22 protein-coding genes and 1 pseudogene are annotated in these 24,196 nt (G+C 74.5%); 7 read left to right on the plus strand and 16 right to left on the minus strand.

The genetic code is table 11. The features are described 5' to 3' along the window. Window positions 1-12: 12 nt before the first annotated feature. The 5 genes from D476_RS0109655 to D476_RS0109675 all read right to left on the minus strand — a co-directional run bounded on the left by D476_RS0109655 (window position 13) and on the right by D476_RS0109675 (window position 4,198). Window positions 13-309: a hypothetical protein gene (locus D476_RS0109655; RefSeq protein WP_017623744.1), complete on the minus strand. Its 297-nt coding sequence runs from the start codon at window positions 307-309 to the stop codon at window positions 13-15. A 165-nt stretch (window positions 310-474) separates the two neighbouring features. Next, window positions 475-810, minus strand: coding sequence for a hypothetical protein (locus tag D476_RS32700; protein WP_017623745.1), 336 nt, complete (start codon window positions 808-810; stop codon window positions 475-477). 393 nt (window positions 811-1,203) lie between these two features. After that, a complete protein-coding gene (locus D476_RS0109665) occupies window positions 1,204-1,941 on the minus strand; it encodes a hypothetical protein (protein WP_152529296.1) in 738 nt (245 codons plus the stop codon). A 240-nt stretch (window positions 1,942-2,181) separates the two neighbouring features. Beyond that, window positions 2,182-3,687 (minus strand): hypothetical protein, encoded by a 1,506-nt coding sequence (locus D476_RS32705; protein ID WP_017623748.1) that lies wholly within the window; start codon window positions 3,685-3,687, stop codon window positions 2,182-2,184. Window positions 3,688-3,724: 37 nt separating this feature from the next. After that, window positions 3,725-4,198, minus strand: coding sequence for a GNAT family N-acetyltransferase (locus tag D476_RS0109675; RefSeq protein ID WP_017623749.1), 474 nt, complete (start codon window positions 4,196-4,198; stop codon window positions 3,725-3,727). A 1,189-nt stretch (window positions 4,199-5,387) separates the two neighbouring features. Here D476_RS0109675 and D476_RS32710 point away from each other — a divergent pair. Continuing rightward, complete coding sequence (locus D476_RS32710; protein ID WP_017623750.1) at window positions 5,388-6,287, plus strand: CPBP family intramembrane glutamic endopeptidase; 900 nt, start codon at window positions 5,388-5,390, stop codon at window positions 6,285-6,287. 99 nt (window positions 6,288-6,386) lie between these two features. Here D476_RS32710 and D476_RS0109685 read toward each other — a convergent pair whose 3' ends face one another. The 7 genes from D476_RS0109685 to purS all read right to left on the minus strand — a co-directional run bounded on the left by D476_RS0109685 (window position 6,387) and on the right by purS (window position 11,933). Continuing rightward, window positions 6,387-6,599, minus strand: coding sequence for a hypothetical protein (locus tag D476_RS0109685; RefSeq protein ID WP_017623751.1), 213 nt, complete (start codon window positions 6,597-6,599; stop codon window positions 6,387-6,389). A 213-nt stretch (window positions 6,600-6,812) separates the two neighbouring features. Then, window positions 6,813-7,085, minus strand: a complete 273-nt coding sequence (locus D476_RS32715) for a hypothetical protein (protein WP_017623752.1) — start codon at window positions 7,083-7,085, stop codon at window positions 6,813-6,815. 160 nt (window positions 7,086-7,245) lie between these two features. Then, the gene (gene purL / locus D476_RS0109695) at window positions 7,246-9,555 is read right to left on the minus strand and encodes a phosphoribosylformylglycinamidine synthase subunit PurL (RefSeq protein WP_017623753.1); all 2,310 of its coding nucleotides are present in this window, start codon (window positions 9,553-9,555) and stop codon (window positions 7,246-7,248) included. A 125-nt stretch (window positions 9,556-9,680) separates the two neighbouring features. Beyond that, entirely contained in the window at window positions 9,681-10,151 is a 471-nt protein-coding gene (locus D476_RS0109700; RefSeq protein ID WP_239648652.1) for a hypothetical protein, read from the minus strand. Window positions 10,152-10,200: 49 nt separating this feature from the next. Beyond that, window positions 10,201-10,908 (minus strand): phosphoribosylformylglycinamidine synthase subunit PurQ, encoded by a 708-nt coding sequence (gene purQ, locus D476_RS0109705; RefSeq protein ID WP_026123378.1) that lies wholly within the window; start codon window positions 10,906-10,908, stop codon window positions 10,201-10,203. Between the two features lie 88 nt (window positions 10,909-10,996). Beyond that, window positions 10,997-11,440: an ATP-binding protein gene (locus D476_RS0109710; protein WP_017623756.1), complete on the minus strand. Its 444-nt coding sequence runs from the start codon at window positions 11,438-11,440 to the stop codon at window positions 10,997-10,999. A 247-nt stretch (window positions 11,441-11,687) separates the two neighbouring features. Beyond that, the gene (gene purS / locus D476_RS0109715) at window positions 11,688-11,933 is read right to left on the minus strand and encodes a phosphoribosylformylglycinamidine synthase subunit PurS (protein ID WP_017623757.1); all 246 of its coding nucleotides are present in this window, start codon (window positions 11,931-11,933) and stop codon (window positions 11,688-11,690) included. 267 nt (window positions 11,934-12,200) lie between these two features. On the opposite strand from purS, the gene D476_RS0109720 reads away from it, so the two are divergent. The 4 genes from D476_RS0109720 to D476_RS0109740 all read left to right on the plus strand — a co-directional run bounded on the left by D476_RS0109720 (window position 12,201) and on the right by D476_RS0109740 (window position 16,849). After that, entirely contained in the window at window positions 12,201-12,806 is a 606-nt protein-coding gene (locus tag D476_RS0109720) for a sigma-70 family RNA polymerase sigma factor (RefSeq protein ID WP_017623758.1), read from the plus strand. A 488-nt stretch (window positions 12,807-13,294) separates the two neighbouring features. Further along, the gene (pdhA, locus tag D476_RS0109730; protein WP_017623759.1) at window positions 13,295-14,410 is read left to right on the plus strand and encodes a pyruvate dehydrogenase (acetyl-transferring) E1 component subunit alpha; all 1,116 of its coding nucleotides are present in this window, start codon (window positions 13,295-13,297) and stop codon (window positions 14,408-14,410) included. 3 nt (window positions 14,411-14,413) lie between these two features. Then, the gene (locus D476_RS0109735) at window positions 14,414-15,394 is read left to right on the plus strand and encodes an alpha-ketoacid dehydrogenase subunit beta (protein WP_017623760.1); all 981 of its coding nucleotides are present in this window, start codon (window positions 14,414-14,416) and stop codon (window positions 15,392-15,394) included. Between the two features lie 18 nt (window positions 15,395-15,412). Continuing rightward, on the plus strand, window positions 15,413-16,849 hold the full coding sequence (locus D476_RS0109740) for a dihydrolipoamide acetyltransferase family protein (RefSeq protein ID WP_017623761.1): 1,437 nt from the start codon (window positions 15,413-15,415) through the stop codon (window positions 16,847-16,849). Between the two features lie 468 nt (window positions 16,850-17,317). Here D476_RS0109740 and D476_RS0109745 read toward each other — a convergent pair whose 3' ends face one another. Continuing rightward, a complete protein-coding gene (locus D476_RS0109745) occupies window positions 17,318-18,055 on the minus strand; it encodes a PhzF family phenazine biosynthesis protein (protein ID WP_017623762.1) in 738 nt (245 codons plus the stop codon). Between the two features lie 164 nt (window positions 18,056-18,219). Between D476_RS0109745 and D476_RS0109750 the strand changes: the two genes are divergently transcribed. Both D476_RS0109750 and D476_RS40240 read left to right on the plus strand, forming a co-directional pair. Next, on the plus strand, window positions 18,220-18,537 hold the full coding sequence (locus D476_RS0109750) for a DUF6221 family protein (protein WP_017623763.1): 318 nt from the start codon (window positions 18,220-18,222) through the stop codon (window positions 18,535-18,537). A 121-nt stretch (window positions 18,538-18,658) separates the two neighbouring features. Beyond that, window positions 18,659-19,365, plus strand: a pseudogene (locus tag D476_RS40240) (transposase); the annotation flags it as partial. A 12-nt stretch (window positions 19,366-19,377) separates the two neighbouring features. Here the strand turns inward: D476_RS40240 and D476_RS0109765 are convergent. From D476_RS0109765 to dxs, 3 genes are all read right to left on the minus strand, one after another. Next, window positions 19,378-20,733: a dihydrolipoyl dehydrogenase family protein gene (locus D476_RS0109765; RefSeq protein WP_017623765.1), complete on the minus strand. Its 1,356-nt coding sequence runs from the start codon at window positions 20,731-20,733 to the stop codon at window positions 19,378-19,380. A gap of 379 nt (window positions 20,734-21,112) precedes the next feature. After that, on the minus strand, window positions 21,113-22,273 hold the full coding sequence (gene ispG, locus D476_RS0109770; protein WP_017623766.1) for a flavodoxin-dependent (E)-4-hydroxy-3-methylbut-2-enyl-diphosphate synthase: 1,161 nt from the start codon (window positions 22,271-22,273) through the stop codon (window positions 21,113-21,115). Then, on the minus strand, window positions 22,270-24,196 hold a 1,927-nt coding region (gene dxs / locus D476_RS32725), incomplete at its 5' end, for a 1-deoxy-D-xylulose-5-phosphate synthase (RefSeq protein ID WP_017623767.1). The genes dxs and ispG, both read right to left, overlap by 4 nt.

A 24,196-nucleotide genomic window follows, 5' to 3' on the forward strand; every position in this document is an offset into this window, starting at 1 on the left:
CGGGGACGGAGTTCACCCCTGGCCCCCGTAGGGGCCCTGCGGCGGCACGGGGGCGCTGTAGTGCCGCTGGGGCGGCGCCTGCCGGGCGGGGGTGTCCTGCCGCCGCTTCCGTTCCACGGGCGGGATCGACCACAGGGTGGGGGAGAACGCGATCGCGAGGAGGCCGAACATGGTGAACCCCCCGATCATCAGGTGGTCGTTGGGGCCCGGGTCGTCGCTGACCACGATGAGGGAGATGGTGCCGAGGACGGCGAATCCCAGGCAGATGCCTTGCAGGATGTGCAGGATGACGCGGGCGGCCGTGACCATCGGGTGTTCTCCTCCGTGAGGGCGGGCCGTGTGCCGGACCCGCGGTGATTCTTCCTTTATGTGACTGAATGTCCGGTGATCCGGTTCCCGGTTGCTACCGGCCCGTCGCGGCGACGATGACGCGCGCGACCGCCAACGCCTCCACCCCTGCCAGGCTGTGGGCGATCAGCGGGAGGGCGGCGTGCCCGGAGCGGGGGCCATAGCCCGGGGCGGGCCGACCGCGACACCCGGCCCCGGACGGAGCAGGTCCGGCCGCCCGGCCGCGGCCGCGGCGGCGACCCGCCGCACGCCGTCCTCCATCGGCACGCTCACTCCTCCGACACGCACCAGATAAGGGGCGAGGGCGCGGCCGTCGGGACCGTGCGCGTCCCCGCGTCCGGCCTTCTGGCAGGGGGCGAAGTCGGGCAGGCCGCCGACGTGCCGGTGCACGAACAGGTCGAGCACGCCGCGCCGGACGCGCCTGTGTCCGAGGTCGGACTCCGCCTCCCGGTGCACGATCAACGCGACCGACTCCCACCGGACGAAGCCCGTGCGCTCCTCCCGTCACGGCAGGCCGCGCTCGGTGATCTCCAAGCCGTCGGGAGCGGCGACGGCCTCGGTGCGGGCGAGCGCGCCGGGGAGCATCAGCAGGGCGGCCACCGGAAGGCCCACGGTGAACAGGACGGAGGCGACGAGGGCGAGCGCGTCGGCCGGGTGGCCCTGTGCGGAAAGGACGATGGCGGCGACGCCGATCCCTTCCCCCCTCGGGCCCGGTCCTGGCGGGCAGGATCATCGCGAAGGCGACGGGAGGGGCCGGGGCACCGGCCACGTACAGCGCGAAAGCGTTCCAGTGCCAGGGCCGGGCCCGGCGCAGCGGAACGACGGCGCGGGGCGGTGTGCCCTCGGCGGATGCCGTCACGCCGCCGCTGCGAAGACGAAGGTCGCGGCCATGCCGAGGAACAGAGCGCCGACCAGGGCCGTCGCCTCGACCATCCACCCCTTGAGCAGCCACAGGTCCGGTGCGCCCACGGTGGTCCCCGGGGCCGGGTGGAACAGGTCCCGCCGGTAGTGGGCCGCGAGGTCGGCGACGTACCGGACGTCCTTCTCCCGGTTCACCGTGGTGGATCCGATCCGCAGCAGGTAGGGGGCCACGGGGCGGCCGTAGGCGTCGCGCGAATCGCCGGCCCCCGCCTCTCGGCAGGTGGCGAAGTCGGGCAGGTGCTCGAAGGGCCGGTCGGTGAAGAGTTCGAGGACGGGGCGCATGGCGGTGGTGTACCGGCCCGCGCGGAAGGGCCCTTCACGGGACACGGCGAGGCGGACCGCCTCCCACGGCACCCGGGTGGTGCGGCCCCGCCGCCACAGCTTCGTGTGCTCGGTGATCTCCAGGCCGGAGGGGCCGACGGAGACCGAGCAGCGCGCGAGCACGCTGGGAAGGGCCGCCATGAAGCCCACGAGCAGGCCGATACCGACGAGGGCCAGGCAGACGAGCGCGAGTATCGCGGGGAGCGGTGCCTGCCAGGGCGCAAGCAGCGCGGCCCTGGCGCCGGGGTCGTCTTCCGTGACGGATAGGAGCAGGCCTGAATTTCCCACCGCGAACCAGATGAACACGACGGCGATGCCGATCCGCCTCGCCTTGGCCCGTCCGAAAGGCACGGCTTGGGGAGGCGCGTGGCGAGGGGGATGGGGCATGTGGCCGTGCATGGGGTCCCTACGGGTGTCGTGTTCGGCTGCGGAGCGGCCGGGCAGAGGCATGGGCAGGGCCGGGCCGAGGGCCGGGCGCTCCGCTCAGAAGGTTCCCAATGGTCGGAGGTTTGGACAACGGTTTTCGACCACCGTCGAAAGGCACAGCATGGCGGCGGTGCGGGACGTCGGGCCCCCGGTCGCAAAGGGGCTCTACCGGGTCGAACGCCCCTCTCCGCCCCACAGGTCGTCGAAGCCGTGGCACAGATCGGGGCGGAAGGCGTGCAGCGCGGCGCGAAGCTGCGTCGCCGGGACCCGGGCCGGTCGGGGGCCGCTGCCCAGAAGCGCTTCGCGCAGCGGCGGGCCGGTCTCCGGAGGGCCGGTCGGGGAGAGGATCCGCAGCCGGTACGCGGGGAAGGAGACCCGTTCCGCCATGGCGGCCGAGTCCGGTTCCTCCTGCAGCCCGCAGGTCAGCTTGAGGCCGGTCCCGGGCACGCCCCAGGGGTGCAGCGGGTCGCCGCCGTGCAGGAAGACGTCGACGACCTCGGTCTTGAGGTCCTCCCGGACCGAGGTCCGGTCGGCGCGGTCGCGCGTGACGACCGCCTGGACGCGTTCCCACTCGACGGCGGTCGTCACCGTGGCCCGGAGGTGCATCGGCTTCTTGCGGACGAACTCCAGCCCGCCCTCGCCGACGCGGATGGCGAGGGGCGCGGTGGACCTGGGGAGCGTCCACAGCGATACCCCGAGGAGGAGGGCGCAGCCGATGCACGGGACGACCAGGACGAGCGCGAGGAGCCCGGCGGGCAGGGTCCCCCACCCGAACGGGTTGGACATCAGGGAGACGCTCCCGGCGACCACGGCCGCCGCCAGCACGATGACGCCCAGCATCGTCAGGACGCGGGCCCGGTAGTCGACGGTGACCGGGGGACCGGTCACCGGACGGCCGGGGCCGCCATGGGGTGGGGCGGGTTCCGTGGGCTGGCCTGCGGCCCGCTTCGTGGCCCGCTCCGACGGCTCGTCGGTGCCGGTGGACTCGGGGACGGAACCGGGAACGGCTTCGGGAACGAACCACTGCTCGGCGCGGAGCCCCTGAGGGAAGAGGCCGGGGCGGGCCGAGCCCAGGATCGGGGCGAGCGCCCGTACCGCCTCCTCGTACTTCGCGCCGTTGCCGCCGAAGCGCACCCGGTACGCGGGGGCGGGCACCTCGTCCACGTCGATCTCGTCGTCGGGGACGCGCTTGGGCCGCGCGGCGTTCGGCAGCCCGGAGACGCCATGGCGGACGTAGACGTCCAGCACCGGGCGCCGCACGGTGCCGCCCTCCGCGCCCTTGCGGTAGTTCACCGTGCGCGCGCTGATCGCCCGGATGTCGTCCCAGGCCAGGACGGCGTGGCCGCCGCGTGCCCACCAGCGCCGCCGCTCGGTGACGGCGATCCCGGCGGGAAGGACCTCGACCTCCAGGCGGGTGTGCCGGTACGGCACCCGATAGGCGGCGTAGACCAGCCCGGCGGTCACCGTGAGGACCAGGACGCGGTGGAACAGGTACCCGTCCTGCCACAGGGCGGCGACGCCCTGCAGGCGCAGCGTGGCGGCCGTGCCGGAGGACAGGCCGTAGACGATCGCGGCGACGGCCGCCGTCAGCGCCGTGAAGCCGACGAGGCCGCCGCGGCCGTCACGGATCTCGATCCGGGGTGCGGAGCCCCGGGCGGGGGAGGAGGCCATGGCGTAAGGATCCCAGAGGGCTCCGTGAGCGGGCCCGTCAGCCGTCCAGGAGCTCGGTGAAGTGGAAGGCGGGGATGAACATCCCCGAGGAGAGGTAGAAGCGGTGCGCGGGGTGGCGGTCGGTCCCCGAGTCCAGGTGGAGCTGTGTGCAGCCGTGGGCGCGGGCCTCGGCGCGCACCCAGTCCATCAGCAGGCGGCCGAGGCCGGTGCCGCGGGCGTCGGCCATGGTGACCAGGTCGTCCACGTAGAGGTAGCGGCCCCACGCGAGTGAGGTTCCGGTGCGGAACCCGGCGACGGCCCGCGCGGGCCGGTCGGGGCCGTCTTGGCCGTCCGGGTCGTCCGGGGCGTCGAAGACCCCGGCCAGCCGGTAGCCGTCGGGGCGCATGTCCTCGTCGACCGTCTTGGTGAACGCGTCCACGTCGGGTAGGGAAGGGCGCAGCTCCAGGAGCGCGGGGTGGGCGAGGTGCGTGCGTCCGGCCGGGATCTCCCGGACGAAGGGGGCGTTGGTCATGGCCGCCAGCTTATGCCCGCGCAGGGGACGGGTTCGGGGCAAGCGGCGACGGAAGATCAGGTGCCCCGTTTAGGCCCCGTCCGGGCGGCGGTCCGCCGGGGTGCGAGGGAGAGGGTATCCCGTTTCGGGTTTATCGGAGGCTCGGAAGCAGCGCCCGGCCCTCGGCTGAGGCCTCTTCCTGCGGGGAGAAGTCTGCTCCGAACCCGGTCGGCGGGACCCGGTCTCCGTCCCCGCGGCGCGTTCACGCAGCCCATCGGGGTACTTCCCCGGCCCTGGCAGGTCCTTCATCCTTCCCGTGCCGGAGAGCCTCCCTCACACCCGGCACGAAACAAGGGCGGTGACGGAGTGAGCGGGGCGGTTCCCCGATCCTGCCTGCCGGGCGGCGGGTCTCTCGCGGTCGGGGAATGCGGCACAGCAGGTATCCCACTCACGGGCTCCGGCCGGGCGGACGGCCGGGGCCCCTGAGCGGCGTACCTGCCGGGTCCGTCGGCGTCGTGCCTTCCGGACCGCGAGGAGGCCTCCGTTCGGCCCGTATGGCCGGGGTGCGCCCGGTCGTGCCGGTGCCCTTCTCCGCTCCGGGGTGCGGTGATCTTCCTCCTATTCGCTTGAGGCCACAGGTCTGACCTGGGGCGGAACCCGGAGGGTCGCGAGTCCGTCATGTCCTGTGGGGGTGGAACATGTCCGACAGGGGATGACATCCGTCATCCCCGCCGCACAGCGGTCCGTCACGTCCGGCCGGTGACAGTGGCGCCTACCTGCCGACCCCCACACGGCGGGAACCTGGATGCGGCGGAGCGACGAGGAAGGACGGAACATGAACGAGCCGACGGAGCAGGGAGCGGGCGGGGGCGGGACGCCGCCCGGCGGGCCGGTCCCGCCGGACGGGGGCCGCCCCGGGGCCGTGCCTCCGGGCGGCCCGCCGCACCCTGACCAGGCCGTCCCACCTGCGGACGGTCCGGCGTTCTCCGGTGAGGCCGTTCCCCCGGCGGGGGGTCCGCCGCCGGGCGGGCCCGTTCCTCCGGGAGGGGCGCCGTCCTCGGGTGGGGACGTTCCTTCCGCAGGAGGCCCGCCCCCGGGCGGGGCCCCGCAGCCGGGCGGGTACCCTCCGTACGGCGCCGGAGGCGGTGCCCAGTGGGGCCACCCGGACGCCTACGGTGCCTCCGCCGTCGTCGCGCCCCCTCCGCCCGCGGTGGATCCGGTCCCCGAGGGGGAGCCCTACCACCTGCTCGCCCGCACCGCCCGGAACCGGTGGTGGCGGCCGGTCGTCGGCTCGCTGTTCGTGCTGGGCATCGGCGCGGTGTTCACCCTCGGGCTGGGACTGGTGCTGGGCATCGTGGCCTACGCGTCCGGCGTGGACATGTCCGACCCCGAGGCCCTGTACACCGAGATGCCGCTCCTCACCTTGGTGACCACCGCGCTGGGCCTGGCGCTGACCCTCCCGCTGGTGCTGTTCGCCGTCCGGTTCATCCAGCGGCGCCCCGTGGGCTCGGCCTCCTCGGTCACCGGCCGGCTGCGGTGGGGCTGGATGGGGCTGTGCGCCGCGGTCGCGCTCGGAGCCATGCTGGCGGGCTGGGCGGTCTCGATCACCTACTACCTGCTCTCCGGCCAGGGCCTGGGCGAGTTCGAGACCGACTGGGCCGGGTGGGGGGCCTTCCTCCCGGCGGCGGCCGTGATCGTGGTCCTCATCCCCTTCCAGGCGGCCGCCGAGGAGTACGTCTTCCGCGGCTGGCTGATGCAGGCCTTCGGCGCGTTCATGCGCACCCCCTGGCCCGGCGCGGTCGTCAGCTCCCTGATCTTCATGTCCCTGCACGGCTACCGGGACTGGGGCATGGTCTGGGTGTTCCTGTTCGGCCTGGGCCTGGCCTACGTGACCATCCGCACCGGCGGCCTGGAGGCGGCCATCGGGCTGCACGTGGTGCACAACGTCGGCGGCTTCCTGATCGCCGCCGCCGCGGGCGAGACCGCCGGACCGCTGGACCAGGGCTCCGTCTCCTGGGAGATCATGCTCGGGCCGGGCGTGGAGCTGCTCGTCTTCCTGGCCGTCGTCATCCCGCTGGCCAAGAGGAAGGGCCTGGCCACCCGCTCGTGAGCGCCGCTCCGCGCGGCGGCATCCGGGAGCGCGCGGAGAGCACGGGAAGAGGCAGGGCGGCCGGACCGCCCTGCCTCGCCGTCGCCCCGGGGTCCGGGGTCAGCCGCCGTGCGTGACGCCGATCTTCTGGCAGGCGTTGTACTCGCCCGAGGGCGAGAGCACGTTGACCGGGCCCTCCCAGTTCCAGGGCAGCGCGGTGCAGGGCAGGACGTCCCCGTTGACCAGCGCGTAGTCGTCGGCGGCGGCGGGCGCGGCGGCGGCCAGGGCCCCCGCGGCCCCCGCGATCGCCGCCACGGCGAGAAGCTTCTTCACGTCGGTTCTCCTTGGTCGGATCAGCGGCCGAGGTCGGGTTCGGGACGGCACCCGAACCTCCTTTCGGTCACTACTTAAAGTAAGCAATCAATCGCGGAAAGTCAGGGAATGGCGGAGGGGTCGGCGTGTCCGCACCTGCGGACGTGAAAACGGCCGCCGACGGCCGTGCGGTGTCGGCGACCGGAAGTCGCGCTCGGGCGTCGGGGCCCGGGGTCAGCGCTCGTGGCGCAGGCGCTGCCGGACCCAGTAGACGTTGAGGCAGGCCCCCAGGAACCCGGCGCCGAACACCACCGCCAGCGGCGTGTGGTGGGCCCACACCGCCGCGAGCGCCGTCGCGGTGAGCAGCACCGCCGCCCCGAACCAGGCCAGGACCAGCCGGAACGCCAGCGCGCTCGCCGGGCGCTCGTGGCTGCCCAGGGCACCCTTGAGGCGACCGGGACGGCCGCGCCGCCCGAACCCGCCGGGCGCCGTGCCCGCGTCGGTCATCGTGCACCTCCGAAGCGAAGCCCGGCCTCGGCCGGGAAGGGGGCTGAGCCGTGCGCCGCCGGGCGGCGGACCCGGTCCTCCTCCCAGGCTACGCCCGGCCCGGCGACGCGCCGAGGGCCCAGCGGGCGGCCGGTCCGGCCGCCCGCGGGACCGCTGTGCGCTACTCGGCGTCGAAGATCTCCGGAAGCGTGGAGGCGTGCGCCGTACGCAGCTCCTCGACGGGGATCTCGAACCCGCCGCCGTCGAAGGACACCGCCAGCGCCCCCCCGCCGACCGTGCCGATCCGCGCCGCCGGAACCCCGTGCCGCGAGCACAGCTCCCCGAAGGCGTCCTCGGCGTCCGGGCGCACCGCCACCACGGCCCGCGCCGTCGACTCGCTGAACAGCGCGGTGAACGCGCCCTGCACGCCGCCCTCCAGGCGCACCGAGCAGCCCGCGCCGCCGCGCATCGACGATTCGGCCAGCGCCACCGCCAGCCCGCCGTCGGACAGGTCGTGCGCGGCCGCCGCCACCCCGTACTCGGCGGCCGAGGCCAGCACCTCGCCCAGGGCGCGCTCGGCCTCCAGGTCCACCCGCGGCGGCAGCCCGCCCAGGTGGCCGTGGACCGTGCCCGCCCAGGCCGACCCGCCCAGCTCGTCGCGGGTCTCGCCGAGCAGGTACAGCGCGGCGCCGTCGTCGGCGGCGCGGAACGCCGAGGTGAGCCGGTCGTGCACGTCCCCGATCACCCCGAGCACCCCGATCACCGGCGTCGGGTCGATGGCGCTGTCCCCGGTCTGGTTGTAGAAGCTGACGTTGCCGCCGGTGACCGGGGTGCCCATGTCCCGGCAGGCCTCGGCCAGCCCGCGGGTGGACTCGGCGAACTGCCACATCACCCCCGGATCCTCCGGCGAGCCGTAGTTCAGGCAGTTGGTCACCGCGATCGGGCGCGCCCCGGTGGCGGCCACGTTCCGGTAGGCCTCGGCGAAGGCGGCGCGGGTGCCGGTGTAGGGGTCGAGCCGGGTGAAGCGGCCGTTGCCGTCGGTGGACAGCGCGATCCCGCGGTCGGAGTCGTCGGCGATGCGGATCATGCCGCCGTCGGCGGGCGCCCCCAGCACCGTGTTCCCCATGACGTAGGAGTCGTACTGCTGAGTGACCCACGTCGGGTCGCACACCCCCGGCGCCGCCAGCACCGACACGACCTGCTCGCGCAGCCCCTCGGCGTCCTTGGGGCGGTCCAGCCGGTCCGGGGTGTCGGCCTGCAGCGCGTCCTGCTCGGCGGGGCGGGCGTAGGGGCGGTGGTAGACCGGCCCCTCGTCGGCGGCGGTGCGCGGCGGCAGGTCGACGATGGTCTCGCCGTGCCAGGTCATCACCAGGCGCCCGCCGCGCTCGGCCTCCTCCGGCGCCACGTCGGTGACCTCGCCGATCACCGCGGCCTCGATGTTCCACTTGCCGCAGGTGGCCAGGAACGCCTCCAGCCGGGCGGGCTCCACGACCGCCATCATGCGCTCCTGGGACTCGCTCATCAGGATCTCTTCGGGCGTGAGCGTGGAGTCGCGCAGCGGCACCCGGTCCAGTTCGATGCGCATGCCCCCGGTGCCGCCCGCGGCCAGCTCGGTCGTGGCGCACGAGACCCCGGCCGCGCCCAGGTCCTGGATGCCGACGACCAGGTCCTCGGCGAACAGCTCCAGGCTGCACTCGATGAGCAGCTTCTCCAGGAACGGGTCGCCGACCTGCACGCTGGGCCGCTTGGCCTGGCTCTCGTCGTCGAAGGTGGCGCTGGCCAGCACCGAGGCGCCGCCGATGCCGTCCGGGCCGGTGGTGGCGCCGAACAGCACCACCTTGTTGCCGGGGCCGGGCGCCTGGGCGAGCTTGATGTCCTCGTGCCGCATCACGCCCACGCACAGGGCGTTGACCAGCGGGTTTGCCGCGTAGCCCGGGCCGAAGCCCAGCTCGCCGCCGATGTTGGGCAGCCCCAGGCAGTTGCCGTAGAAGGAGATGCCGGAGACCACCCCGGGCAGCACGCGGCGGGTGTCGGGGGCGTCGGCCGGGCCGAACCGCAGCGCGTCCATCACCGCCACCGGGCGGGCGCCCATGGTGAGGATGTCGCGCACGATGCCGCCGACGCCGGTGGCCGCGCCCTGGTGCGGCTCCACGTAGGAGGGGTGGTTGTGCGACTCGATCTTGAAGGTGACCGCGCGGCCCTCGCCCACGTCCACCACGCCCGCGTTCTCGCCCATGCCCACCAGCAGGGCGTCGGACTCGGGGGCCATCTCGCCGAACCTCTTCAGGTGCACCCGGGAGCTCTTGTAGGAGCAGTGCTCGCTCCACATCACCGAGTAGATCGCCAGCTCGGCCGCTGTCGGGCGGCGGCCGAGGATCTCCCGGACGCGCGCGTACTCGTCGTCGGCCATGCCCAGCTCGGCGTAGGGCTGAGGGCTGTCCGGCGTGGTCTCGGCGTTGGCCACGGTGTCCATGGCACGGGTGTGGGACATGCGGAGATCTTCCGTTCGGTGCGCTGCGGTCGTGGTGCGCGGTGGTCTGCTGCGGTGCGGGCGGGGCCGCCCGGGGAGAAGGGGCCGGTTCCGGCGCGGTCCGTCCCGGGCCGGCCGGGGCGCGGTCAGTAGTGGGCGAGCACCACCGCCGCGGGGGTCGCGTCGTCCGAGGGGACGGGGCTCGCCATGGCCATCACCGACCCGTCGGAGAGCACGAACTCGTCGGCGGCCACGTCCTCGGGGTCGGTGCCCTGCGGCACCAGCGGCTCCCACCCGTTGTCGAGCAGGTGCCCGCGCACGGCCTCCAGGGCGTCGTCGGTGCCGACGTCCTCGCCCTCGGCGGGCTGCAGCCCGACGGTGCGGTAGCACTCGCCGGGCCGTCCGGCCTGGCCGGACCGGCACTGCTGGCCCAGGTCGACGTAGCCGACGGTGGAGGGCGAGCCGCCGAGCGCCTCCACCGCGGGGGCGTCCTCGGGGGGCGCCTGCTCCTCCGGCGGCGGCGTGTTCAGCGCGTTGAACAGGCCCGCCGCGCCGGTGGCCACCATCGCGACGATGACCAGCCCGACCATGACGGCCATCGTCCGCCGGGACCGCATCAGCGCCATCATCGAAGGACCGCCCCCCTGCGTTCGCGTGTCAGCCTGCTCAGCCCGACCGGTGGGCCCCGGCCGGGACGGTCCCGGCGAGGTGGGACAGGACGGAGGTGAAGAAGCCCAGCCCGTCCTCGGAGGGGCCGGTCAGGGCCTCGACGGCGTGCTCGGGGTGGGGCATCAGTCCCACCACGTTGCCGTGCTCGTTGGCGACCCCGGCGATGTCCCGGTCGGACCCGTTGGGCGCCTGGCCGGCGTAGCGCACCACCACCCGTCCCGCGCTCTCCAGCGCGTCCAGGGTGGCCGCGTCGGCGGTGTAGCGGCCCTCGCCGCTCTTGAGCACCACCGTGATCTCCTCGCCCGTGGTGTAGCGGCCCGTCCAGGCGGTGTCGGCGGACTCCACGCGCAGCCGCTGCTCGCGGTTGATGAAGTGCAGCGACCGGTTGCGGGTGAGCGCCCCGGGCAGCAGGTGGCTCTCGCACAGGACCTGGAAGCCGTTGCAGATCCCCAGGACGGGCAGCGCGCCGGAGCGGGCGGCGGGCACCAGCTCGCCCATCACCGGGGCGAACCGGGCGATGGCGCCGCAGCGGAGGTAGTCGCCGTAGGAGAAGCCGCCGGGCAGCACCACCGCGTCCACCCCCTTGAGGTCGGCGTCGGCGTGCCAGAGCGGCACGGGTTCGGCGCCGGCGATCCGGACGGCGCGCGCGGCGTCCCGGTCGTCGAGGGATCCGGGGAAGGTGACGACGCCCACACGGGCTGTCATGGGCACTCTCCGATGGGTCGGTGGAGGCGCCGCGGCTCGCGGCGCGGCGAACGGACCGGCCGGTGCCCGCGCGGCGGGCGGGACCTGGTCACGAGGTTACCGGTAGCCGGGCCCCGGGCGCGTCCCGCCCCCCGGGCCGGAGCAACTCGGTGAGCAGCACGGTGGTGCGGCCCCGCCGCCCCGGCGGCGGGGTGCTCACCCGCACATCGGAGACCAGGCCGTCCATGAGCAGCAGACCGCGCCCGGACTCCCGGTCGGGGGTGGGCGGGCGCGGCGCGGGGACGAAGCCGCGCCCCCGGTGGCTGACGGCGATGCGGCAGTGGTCGTCGTCGGTGTGCACGTGGACACGGAACGCGTGGGCGGGGTCGCCGTGCTCGACGGCGTTGGCGCACGCCTCGGAGGCGGCGGTGAGCAGGCGGAAGACCCGCTCGTCGTCGAGCCCGGCGGCGTGCAGCGCGGACCCGACCCACGCGCGCATCACGGAAACGGAGGAGGCCTGTCTGGGGAGGGCGAAGGATATGTCGACGTCCATGCTGGATGTCCTCGGTTCCCCGCTGTCGGTGGCGCTACTACCACCGCTGCCCGTGGCTCCGGCGATGAAACGGGCACTTCGGGCCCTGCGTCCGTGAAACGGGGCCTTCCGGGCGCGCGCCCCGGCCCCGACCGCGTCCACCTCGGGAGAAGCGGCCTCGCAGGGAGGGGTATACGTTCGTTACCTGCGGGTGGCGCGGTCGTCGCGGACGGCGCCCCCGCCCGGCGGCCGCTCCGCCGTCCGGCCCCTACTCGGCGACGCGGAGCTCGAAGTCCTCGATCACGGGGTTGGCGAGCAGGGTCTCGGCCAGGCGGCGGACCTCCTCCAGGCGGGCCTCGTCGGCCTCGCCGTCGACCTCCACCTCGAAGCGCTTGCCCTGGCGCACCTGCTCGACCCCGGGGAAGCCGAGGCGGCCGCAGGCCCCCACGATCGCCTGCCCCTGCGGGTCCAGGATCTCGGGCTTGAGCATGACGTCGACGATGACGCGGGCCACGGTTCCTCCGGCTGGTCTGGGAGTGGAGTCGAGGGAGCAGGGAAAGCGTACGGTACCTGCGGCGTCGGCCGGGTAGCGGGACCCCGGGCGCCCCCCCTGGGCGGGCGGGGAAGGTAAAGGTCTGCGCCGGAAATTCCCGATTTGCGGGCCGATACGTGTTCCGTGATGCGCATCACCCGGGTAGCTGTCATCATTCGGCGCTAGTCTGCGCGTCTAACAGTTCGGTACCGATCGGTACCGGACACCCGGTCGTCCCAAGGGGGAGTTTTGACGACCATCGAACTGGAGCGCACCGCCCCGCAGGCCGAGGAGCAGGACAAGGGCCTCGACTTCGCGGAGGCCGTGGCCCCGTACGCGGACCAGCTCTACCCGACGGCGCTGCGGATGACCCGCAACGCCGCCGACGCCGAGGACCTGGTGCAGGAGACCTTCGCCAAGGCCTTCGCCAACTTCCACCAGTTCAAGGCCGGCACCAACCTCCGGGCCTGGCTGTACCGCATCCTCACCAACACCTTCATCAACGGATACCGCAAGAAGCAGCGCGAGCCGCGCCAGGACTCCACCGACGAGATCAAGGACTGGCAGCTGGCCGCCGCCGAGGCGCACACCTCCACCGGCGCCCGGTCCGCCGAGGCCGAGGTGCTCGACCACATGCCCGACTCCGGGATCCGCTCGGCCCTGGCCGCGCTCCCCGAGGAGTTCCGCCTGGTCGTCTACCTCGTCGACGTGGAGGGCTTCTCCTACAAGGAGGTCGCCGCGCGCATGGGCACGCCGCTCGGCACGGTGATGTCGCGGCTGCACCGCGCCCGCCGCCAGCTCCGCGAGCAGCTCGGGGAGTACGCCCGCGAGCGCGGGGGGAACGCCGCCGCCTGAGCGGCCGCCGCACCCCGCCCCGGGCGCGCACCGCCGCGCCCCCGGTGCCCCCGCGCCCCTTCGGGCCCTTCCCGCGCCCCCGCATCTCCCGCGACGCTCACTTCGGGTGAACACCCGTGACCGTCGCCACCCAGATAAGTCACCCTGAGTAGTCGAACCCGCGGCGTTCGTGGCCGGTCCCCACTCCCCGGGGGCCGGCCGCCCGCGTGTGCAGGGGGAGGGGGTGGCGGGTGCTCGGGGGTCCGAATTTTTCTTCGGACGGCCTTGTGCTTCCTAGGAAGTCCTGGTAGTTGCGGTTTTCCCGGTCTCGGGGATCATGGGCCCGCAGCCGAAAAGGTGGCGCCGGGGCTTGCGCTGGGCATGGTGAGGTCTGTCACGATATGCCCAGGGCCGCCCGACAGACCCGTTACCCCGGGTGAGCGGGCGGAGGACCGGCCGGCGGCGTCCACCCACGCGGCTCGGCCCCGACGTACCCGAGGAGCGATCAGGTGTCGGACACCACCGCGCACGACGAACCGGAGCTCGTCCAGCTCCTGACACCCGACGGGGAGCTGGTGACGCACCCCGACTACCCGCTGGAGGTCGACGCCGACCAGGCCCGGTCGCTCTACCGCGACCTGGTGCTGGTGCGCCGCGTGGACACCGAGGCGGTGGCCCTGCAGCGCCAGGGCGAACTGGGCCTGTGGGCGTCGCTGCTGGGGCAGGAGGCCGCACAGATCGGCTCCGGCCGCGCCCTGCGCGATGGCGACATGGCCTTCCCCTCCTACCGCGAGCACGGCGTCGCCTGGTGCCGCGGCATCGCCCCCAAGGAACTGCTCGGCATGTTCCGGGGCGTCACCAACGGCGGGTGGGACCCCGCCGAACACGGCTTCCAGCTCTACACCATCGTCATCGGCAGCCAGGCGCTGCACGCCACCGGCTACGCCATGGGCGTCCAGCGGGACGGCGCCGTCGGCGACGACGGCGAGGCGGTCATCGCCTACTTCGGCGACGGCGCCACCAGCCAGGGCGACACCAACGAGGCGTTCAACTTCGCCGCCGTCAACAACGCCCCGGTGGTGTTCTTCTGCCAGAACAACCAGTGGGCCATCTCCGAGCCGCTGGACCGCCAGTCGCGGGTGCCGATCTACAGGCGCGCCTCCGGCTTCGGCTTCCCCGGCGTGCGGGTCGACGGCAACGACGTGCTGGCCACCCTGGCGGTGACCCGGGCCGCGCTGCACAACGCCCGGGAGGGCAACGGGCCCACCCTGATCGAGGCGTTCACCTACCGGATGGGCGCCCACACCACCAACGACGACCCCACCCGCTACCGGGCCTCCGCCGAGCTGGAGGAGTGGAAGCGCAAGGACCCCATCCTGCGGCTGCGGACCTACCTGGAGAAGCAGGGCCTGGCCGACGAGGCGTTCTTCGCGGGCGTCGACGAGGAGGCCGACCGGATCGGCGAGCAGGTGCGCGCCGAGTGCCGCGCCCTGCCGGACCCCGGCCCCCTGGAGATCTTCGACGAGGTCTACGCCGAGCCCAACGTCCACATCGACCGCCAGCGGGCGGACTTCGCCGACTACCTCGCGTCCTTCGAGGACGCCGGGGCCGAAGGGGGTCGCTGACCGATGAGCACCAACCTGACCATCGGCAAGGCCATCAACGCGGGGCTGCGCCGCGCCATGGAGACCGACCCCAAGGTCCTGGTCATGGGTGAGGACGTGGGCCGCCTGGGCGGCGTCTTCCGGGTCACCGACCAGCTGCACAAGGACTTCGGCGCCGACCGGGTCATCGACACCCCGCTGGCCGAGTCCGGCATCGTCGGCACCGCCATCGGCCTGGCCCTGCGCGGCTACCGGCCGGTGTGCGAGATCCAGTTCGACGGGTTCTTCTTCCCCGCCGCCAACCAGACCTTCACCCAGCTCGCGAAGCTGCGCCGCCGCTCGGCGGGCAAGGTGAGCGTCCCGGTCGTGCTGCGCATCCCCTACGGCGGCGGCATCGGCGCGGTGGAGCACCACAGCGAGTCCCCCGAGGCCTACTTCGCGCACACCGCGGGGCTGAGGGTGGTCACCGTCGCCAACGCGGTGGACGCCTACTGGATGATCCAGCAGGCCATCCGGAGCGACGACCCCGTCGTCTTCCTGGAGCCCAAGCGCCGCTACTACGAGAAGGCCGAGGTCGACACCGGTGCGGCGCTGGAGAGCGCGGCGCCGATGGGCGGGGCCCGCATCGCCCGCCCGGGGACCGACGCCACCCTGCTCGCCTACGGCCCCATGGTCAAGACCGCCCTGCAGGCGGCGGAGGCCGACGAGGAGCGCTCCATCGAGGTCATCGACCTGCGCTCGATCAGCCCGGTCGACTACGCGACGGTGACCGAGTCGGTGCGCCGCACCGGCCGCCTGGTCATCGCGCACGAGGCGCCGCTCAGCCTCGGCCCCGGCGCCGAGATCGCCGCGCGCGTCACCGAGGAGTGCTTCTACCACCTGGAGTCCCCGGTGGTCCGGGTCGCCGCCTTCGACACCCCCTACCCGCAGTCCCGGCTGGAGGAGCACTACCTGCCGGACCTGGACCGGGTGCTGGACGGGGTCGACCGGGCGTTCGCGTACTAAGGGGAGTCGGAGAAGAGCATGGCGCACAGTGGCATTCAGGAGTTCCGGCTGCCCGACGTCGGCGAGGGCCTGGTCGACGCCGAGATCCTGCAGTGGTACGTCCAGCCGGGTGACCGGGTCGAGGTCAACCAGATGATCTGCGAGATCGAGACCGCCAAGGCCGCGGTGGAGCTGCCCAGCCCGTACGCGGGCACGGTGCACGAGCTGCTGGCCGAGGCGGGGGCCACGGTCGAGGTCGGAAGCCCGATCATCCGGGTGGACGACGGCAGCGGCGCGGGCGGCGGCGACGGGTCGGCCGGGGCCGCCGGGGCGCAGGCGTCCCCGGAGCCCGCCTCGGACACCGAGGAGAAGAAGGAGAAGCCCCTCGTCGGCTACGGCGAGAAGGCCGGCTCCACCAAGCGGCGCCCGCGGCGCCGCCCGGCGGCCGCCGCGAACGGGAGCGGGCCCGCACCGGCCCAGGCCGAAGCGGCCGCGCCGGTGCAGGAAGACCCTGCGCCGGTGCGCGAACGGCCCGCAGAGGAGAAGGCGGCGCAGGGCCCCGTCCTGACCAAGCCGCCCGTACGCAAGCTGGCCAAGGACCTGGGCGTGGACCTGCGGACGGTGGAGCCCACCGGCGAGGGCGGCCTCGTCACCCGCGATGACGTGCGGCGCGCCGCGGAGGGCGCTTCCGCCGCTCCCGCGGAGGCACCGGCCGCCGCCCCGGCGGCTCCCGAGGCCCCGGCGGCCGCCGCCCCGGCGGCGGACCGGTCGGCGCTGGAGGAGCGGATCCCGGTCAAGGGGGTGCGCAAGCGCACCGCCGCGGCGATGGTGGGCAGCGCGTTCACCGCCCCGCACGTCACCGAGTTCCTGCAGGTGGACGTCACCAAGACGATGAAGGCGGTGCGGCGGCTGCGCGAGCGGCCGGAGTTCGCCGGCACCAAGGTGTCGCCGCTGCTGCTCGTGGCGCGGGCGCTGCTGACGGCGGTCCGGCGGCACCCGGAGATCAACGCCTCCTGGGATGAGCAGGCCCAGGAGATCGTGCTCAAGAAGTACGTGAACCTGGGCATCGCGGCGGCGACCGAGCGCGGCCTGGTGGTCCCCAACGTCAAGGACGCGCACGCCAAGCCGCTGCCGGACCTGGCGCGGGACCTGCAGGCGCTGACCGAGACGGCGCGGACGGGCAAGACGTCCCCGGCGGACATGACCGGCGGGACGATCACCATCACCAACGTCGGCGTCTTCGGCGTCGACGCGGGCACGCCCATCCTCAACCCCGGCGAGGCGGCGATCCTGGCGTTCGGCCAGATCCGCGACATGCCCTGGGCACACAAGGGGAAGCTGAAGCTGCGGAAGGTGACGACGCTGTCCCTGTCCTTCGACCACCGCCTGGTCGACGGCGAGCTGGGCTCGAAGGTCCTCCGGGACATCGGCGCCATGCTGGAGGACCCCGAGGGCGTCGCCCTGGCCTGGGGCTGACGTCCCGCCCTGGAGGTCGCCGAGGGCCCCGGCGGTGCGGAGGCGCACCGCCGGGGCGCCTCTGTTCCGGGGCCGTCCGAAGGGGGCCGCGCTCAGAACCCCGTCAAAGCCCGTGGGGGAGGGAACGCGGGTTCTCCGGACCGGTCGGCCGGTCGGCCGCTGGTGGGGCTCGGCGCCATCGACTCCGACCGAATGCCGTGCTCGTCGGCACGATCGCAGGGGGCGGCCTCGGACGCACCGGAGCGGCCCGGGGCCGGACTCTCGATGTGACCTCGTCGTCTTCGGCTCGGGCGGACGCGTCGCCGCCAGGGGCGGAGAGCCTCGGCCCGCCGCATCGGCCGCTCGCGTCCGCCCCGCTCCGGCCGCCTGGGCGGAACTCCGACCGCCGTGCGGCTCCCCGCGAAGGCCTCACCCGCCCCGGCCTCTGGGGGTAACCCCGGCCGCTGCACGCGCCTTCCGGCGAAGACGTCAGAGGACGCCCTCGTCGGCCACACCCCCGCCGATGTCGACGGTGCCGTCCGGGGCCGGGCGGGTGCGGATGAGGGACGCCTTGCCCTGGCGGATGTCCAGGGGGCGGTTCAGTTCACCGGCGAGGACCAGGGCGGCGGCGCCGGTGGCCTCGTCCTCGGTCACGTCGCCCCGGCGGGGGAAGCCGCGGGCGCGGACCCGTCCCCCCTCCTCGTCGATCCACGCCCAGGCGTACAGCCAGCCCCGGCCTTCGGGCGGCCCGGGAAGCGCCTCCACCGCCTCGGCGGAGGGGTAGCGCTCGGTACGGCGGCCCGCGGCCCATTCCGGACGGGCGCGGATCCACACGGTGCCGTCGGCGTCCTCGCGCACGGGCACGGTGCCCGCCTCGGGGCGCAGCGCCTCCACCGGGTGGCCGGACCGCCGCAGCAGCCACGCGGTGCCCACCAGCGGGTGCCCGGCGAAGGGCAGGCGGACGCTCGGCGTGTAGATGTCGACGGCCCCGGTGTCCGGGTCGTCGACGAACACGGTCTCGCTGAACCCGAGCCGCGCCGCCAGGGCCCGGCGCGCCCGGCGGTCCGGGAGCACGGCCCCGTCGAGGACGACGCCCAGGGGGTTGCCCCCGCCGCCGGACCCGGTGAACACGCGCAGGACGCGCACGGCAGGAGAGCCGGGAAGGAGGGCGGCGGGCGGGCCGGGCGCCTCGTCGGCGGATCCGGTTGCGGCGTCGTCGTTGCTCACAGGAGGATTCAACCACCGCCTTCCGGGCGTGCGGAGTTTCGTCCGGGTATGGGGGGTGATGACGCATGTCCGTGTCCGGCCGCGCCGAGGCCCTCCCTAGGCGCCCGCACGGGTGATATCACGACGCGTGAGGGCGCAGCCGCAGGTGAAGGGAGCATGGTCGCGTGACCATCGTCGAGTTCCTCTATGCACGGTTGGACGAGGACGAGAGGGCCGCGCACGCCGCTTCCCCCGCCACCGGCGGCCCCGGGCGCGCCCGTGCGGACGTGGCGGCCAAGCGGCGCATCGTGAACGAGTACGCGCGGGCCTACCAGGCGGGCGTGAACGCCATCGGCGGCCGGGGCGCACCCGCGAGCGACGACTCGTGGGGCGCGCTGCACGCATGGCGGAAGGCACTGGAGCACCTGGCGTCGGCCTACGCGGGCCACCCGGACTTCGACCCCGCCTGGGCGGTCCAGAACGAGGGCGTTCCCCGAAGGTGAGCCCCGGCAGACGAAGGGGCGGCTTCCGTCCCGCCCGCCCACGGGCTGGGGACGGATTCCCCGTTCGTCAGAGCGGAGGACGCCCCTAGATGAGTAATTCCAAGGGGTGCACGGTCATGTTGTGACGCAAGACCTGAACTCCCTCGCCCGTGCACTCTACGCCAGGACCGAACACCTCCTGGAACACCGCCCGGACCTGGCCCCGGCGACCCGAGACCGGCTTGCGACCCCGCCTGTCCGACGCCGACCTGGTCACCCTGGCCCTGATGCAGGCCCTGCTCGGCCACACCAGCGAGGCACGGTGGCTGCGCCATGCCCGCCCCACCTGTCCGACCGATTCCCCTACCTGCCCCAGCAAAGCGGCTACAACAAGCGCCTGCGCAAAGCCTCCGAGCTGATCGGCCACCTCATCCGCCACCTGGCCACCGACACCGGCGCCTGGACCGGTGACGTGTGGGTGGTGGACTCCACCCCTGTGGAGTGCACCCGCTCACGCGAGACCGTCAAACGCTCCGACCTGGCCGGATGGGCCCAATACGGGTAGTGCGCCTCCCACTCCCGCTACTTCTGGGGACTGCGCCTGCACCTGGTGTGCACCCCGAGCGGCCTGCCCGTGGCCTTCGCACTCACCGGCGCCAAAGCCGACGAGCGCACCACCCTGGCAGGCATGCTCGCCGACGCCCCCGGCCTGGCCGCCCGATGCCCGGGGCAGACGCTGATCGCGGGCAAGAACTACTACGGGCGCGACTCCGAACAGGGCCTGGCCCGGGCGGGCCCCCTCGGGCCGGGGCGGGGCTGTTCCGGCCGGCTGCGGAGGACCTCTGGTCGCCGGTCCCCGTGTCAGGGCTCCAGTTTCTCCACGGCGTTCACGTAGGCCTCGCTGAAGGTCGGGAACTGGGCGATCCCGTCGGCCAGGACGTCCAATGGGACCCCCGCGCGTACCGCCAGGGCCGCGGTGTGGATCCACTCGCCCGCCATCGGCGCCACCGCCCACGCACCGATCAGCACCCGGCGCCCGGTGTCGGCCAGGACACCCAGGCGGCCCCGCGGGTCGGTCGAGTAGGTCCAGGGGCGCGCCAGCTCCGTCGGCAGGTCGACCTCCGCCGACGCGGTCGCGATGCCGCGCTCGGCCGCCTGCTCCGCGGTCAGCCCCACCGCCGCCGTCTCCGGGTCGGTGAACAGCACCCGGGGCACCGCCGTGTAGTCGGCCCTGCGGTCCTTGCCCAGAAGGGTGTCGGCGACGACGCGCCCCTGGTACTTGGCGACGTGCGTCAGCGCCGCGACCCCGGTCACGTCGCCGACCGCCCACAGGCCCTCCGTGACACGGCAGCGGTCGTCCACCTCCAGCCCCCTGCGGCCGACGTCGACCCCCTGCTCCTCCAGGCCCAGCTCCGCCGTGTTCGGGGTGCGGCCGGTGGCCGCGAGCACCACCTCGGCCTCCACCTTGGAGCCGTCGTCCAGCTCCAACGCGCTGAGCCCGCGGTCGCCGCGGAACACCTTGACCACCCCGGTCCCCGTGCGCACCCGCGCCCCGTCGCGCTCCAGCGCCGCGGCGACCTCCGCGCCGACCTCGGGCTCCTCCCGCCCCAGCAGGTGCTCCCCGCGCTCCAGCACCTCGACCTCGGCGCCCATGCGCGCGAGGAACTGGCCCATCTCCACGGCCACGGCACCGCCTCCGATCACGGCCACGGACGCCGGGATGCGCTCCAGGGCGGTCGCCTCCCGGTTGGTCCACACCTCCACCGCGTCCAGCCCGGGGAGCGGCGGCAGCGCGGGCGACGAGCCTGTCGCGATTACCACGTCGGGCGCGACCAGGGTGCGGCCCGCCGCCTCCACCCGCCACGGGCCGCGGCCGGTCACGCGGGCCGCCCCTTCGACCACCGTGACGCCCTGGTCCTCGTAGCCCTGCACCTGCCGGGAGTCGTCGAAGTGCCGCACCATCGTGTCGCGGTAGTTCCGGATGCCCGGCCAGTCCAGATGCGGTTCCGGCGTCCCTGCCGCCCCCCGCGCCTCGGACCGCACCTCGGGCGGGCGCAGGAGCGTCTTGGACGGGATGCAGGCGTAGTACCCGCACTCGCCCCCGATCAGCTCCCGTTCCACGACCGCGACCCGCCTGCCCGCGGCCGCCAGGCGGGACGCGACCGTCTCCCCGCCCGGTCCCATTCCGATGACGACGGTGTCGAACCGTTCCTCCATGGCGCCTCCTCGGTTGCCTGCCCGGTCCCCTGGCTACCCCGGGGGCCGGGACGGGACGACACGCCGCGCCGGAGCCATGTCGTATCAGCATGCGGGGCGCCGGTGCCGGGGTGCGTCCGTCGGCCGGAACCCGGGGCCCGAGCACCGGCTACCGGACGCACCTCGCCGGAGGACGGAACGTGTCCCGCGGTCGGGGACGTGACCGCGGGACGGGATGGCGTCTGCTGGAGGGGAATCTCCGGCCGCCGTCATCGCCATGGCGGTCGGCCGCCGGTCGGGCACCGATGCGGAGGCGGGAACGCCCCGAAACCGGCGCGTTCACGTCGGCCCGGCCGGACAGGGGCCCCGGGCGTCCTCTCCTCCGTCCGGGGCCGGGCTGTCATCCGTCGGTGTCCGCGGCGTCCGCGGTGTCCGCCTCCGCGATCTCCATCGCCTTCTCGATCAGGGCCTCCACGATCCTGGACTCCGGTACGGTCGCCACCACCTCGCCCTTCACGAAGATCTGCCCCTTGCCGTTGCCGCAGGACACACCGATGTCGGCCTCCCGCGCCTCCCCGGGGCCGTTGACCACGCACCCCATCACCGCCACCCGCAGCGCCGCCGGGAACCCCTCGAACGCGGCGGCCACCTCCTGGGCCAGGGTGTGCACGTCCACCTGCGCCCGTCCGCACGACGGGCAGGAGACGATCTCCAGGCCCCGCTCCCGGAGCGCGAACGCCTCCAGGATCTGGATGCCGACCTTGACCTCCTCCACCGGCGGCGCCGACAGCGACACCCGGATCGTGTCGCCGATCCCCCGGCTCAGCAGCGCCCCGAACGCCGCCGCCGACTTCACGATGCCCTGCGGCGGCGGCCCGGCCTCGGTCACCCCCAGGTGCAGCGGGTAGTCGCAGCGCTCGGACAGCAGCTCGTAGGCGGGCACCACCACCGCCGGGTCGTGGTGCTTCACCGAGATCTTGATGTCGCCGAACCCGTGCTCCTCGAAAAGGGAGCACTCCCACAGCGCCGACTCCACCAGCGCCTCGGGCGTCGCGCCGCCGTGCTTGTCCAGCAGCCGCCGGTCCAGCGACCCGGCGTTGACCCCGATGCGGATCGGCACCTGCGCGTCGGCGGCGGCCCGCGCGATCTCGCCGACCCTGTCGTCGAACCTCTTGATGTTGCCCGGGTTCACCCGCACCGCCGCGCACCCGGCCTCGATCGCGGCGAAGACGTACTTGGGCTGGAAGTGGATGTCGGCCACCACCGGGATCTGCGACCGCGCGGCGATCACCGGCAGCGCCCCGGCGTCGTCGGCGCTGGGCACCGCCACCCGCACGATCTGGCACCCGGCCGCGGTCAGCTCCGCGATCTGCTGCAGGGTGGCGTCGACGTCGGCGGTGACGGTGGTCGTCATCGACTGCACCGACACCGGTGCGCCGCCGCCCACCGGCACACCGCCCACGTCGAGGCGGCGGGTGGGGCGGCGGTCGGGCGCGCGCGGCCCCGTCCACGGCCGGGGGTCGGAGGGCATCCGGGGGAAGCCCAGTTCGGTCGCGGTCATGGCGTGCTCCTCTCCCGGCGGACCCCCGAGTGCCCGGGGTGCCCGGGGGCTCCTGGACGGGACCCGCCGTGTGGAAGGTGGTCGAGGACGGCGGCGGCGATCCCCGCCGGGTCGAGGCCGTGCTCGTCGAGGATCCCCGCGCGCGGCCCGTGCGGAAGGAACCGCGGCGGCAGCGCCAGGGTGACCGTGCGGGTGGCCGACCCGCGCCGGGCCAGCTCCTGGCCGAGCCGGGCGCCCAGGGAGTTGGCGGACGTGGCGTCCTCGGCGGTCAGCACCAGCGGGTGCGCGGCGGCCAGCTCCACCAGGGCGTTGTCCAGCGGAGCGATCCACCGCGGGTCGGCCGCGCTGGTGCGCACCCCCCGCGCGGCCAGCATCCGGGAGGCCTCCAGGCAGGCCCCCGCCATCGGCCCCGCGCCCAGCAGCAGCACCTCGGCGGCCGGGTCCTCGCGCAGCAGGTCGCAGTGGCCGATCCGGGCCTGCGCGGGCACGTCCGGACCGGCCGAGGCCTTGGGGTAGCGCAGCGCGGTCGGCCCGCCGTCCTCGGCGACCGCCTCGCGCAGCAGCTCCCGCAGCGCGGCGCAGTCCCGGGGCGCGGCCAGCCGCAGCCCCGGCACCACCGGCAGCAGCGCCGCGTCCCACATGCCGTGGTGGCTGGGCCCGTCCGGCCCGGTGACCCCCGCCCGGTCCAGCACCAGCACCACCGGCAGCCGGTGCAGGGCCGCGTCCATCAGCACCTGGTCGAAGGCGCGGCCGAGGAAGGCGGAGTAGACCGCCACCACCGGCCGGGCCCCGCCCAGCGCCAGCCCGGCGGCGGAGGCCACCGCGTGCTGCTCGGCGATGCCCACGTCGTAGACGCGGCCGGGGAAGCGGCGCGCGAACGCATCCAGCCCGGTCGGCCCGGCCATGGCCGCGGTCACGCACACCACGTCCGGGCGCTCGGCGCCGATCGCCGCGATCTCCTCGCCGAACACCGAGGTCCAGGACGGTCCGGACGGGGCCCGGGCGCGGCCGGTGCGCGGGTCGACCACCCCCACGGTGTGCAGGTGGTCGGCCCGGTCCCGCTCGGCCGGCGGGTATCCGCGCCCCTTCCCGGTGACGCAGTGCACCACCGTCGGCCGCCCCAGGGCGGCGGCCTCGCGCAGCGCGTCCTCCACCGCCCGGGTGTCGTGCCCGTCGACCGGGCCCAGGTAGGCGAGGCCGAGGTCGGTGAACACCCCTCCGTTCCCGGTGTCGGCGTCCGTGTCGGCCCGGTCGCCGGTGGCGGACGGCGCGTCCGCACCGTGGGCGCCGTCCGCGCCGTCGGCGTCGGCCGCCCCGCGAAGCCGGGCCAGGTGGGCGGCCAGCCCGCCGGCGGTGGGCGAGTAGGACCGCCCGTTGTCGTTGAGCACCACCACGACCGGCCGGTCGGGGGCGGCGCCCAGGTTGTTCAGCGCCTCCAGGCTCATCCCGCCGGTGAGCGCCCCGTCGCCGACCAGCGCCACCACCCGGCGGCGCCGCTCGCCGCGCAGCGCCAGCGCCTTGGCCAGCCCGTCGGCGTAGGACAGCGCGGTCGAGGCGTGCGAGTTCTCGATGACGTCGGTGCCCGACTCGGCGCGGCTGGGGTAGCCGGACAGCCCGCCCTCCGAGCGCAGCCCGTCGAACCCCTCCCGCCGCCCGGTGAGCAGCTTGTGCACGTAGGACTGGTGGCCGGTGTCGAAGAGCAGCACGTCCCCGCCTTCGCGGACGTCGAACACGCGGTGCAGGGCCAGGGTCAGCTCCACCACCCCGAGGTTGGGCCCCAGGTGGCCGCCGGTCCGGCAGACCTTGTCGATGAGGAAGGCGCGGATCTGGGCGGCCAGGTCGGGCAGCAGCCCGTCGGGAAGGGCGCGCAGGTCGGCGGGGGAGTCGACGCGGTCCAGCAGCGGTGTCGGCGGGGGGGGGGGG

Source organism: Nocardiopsis chromatogenes YIM 90109 (genome assembly GCF_000341185.1).
GTDB lineage: Bacteria > Actinomycetota > Actinomycetes > Streptosporangiales > Streptosporangiaceae > Nocardiopsis_A > Nocardiopsis_A chromatogenes.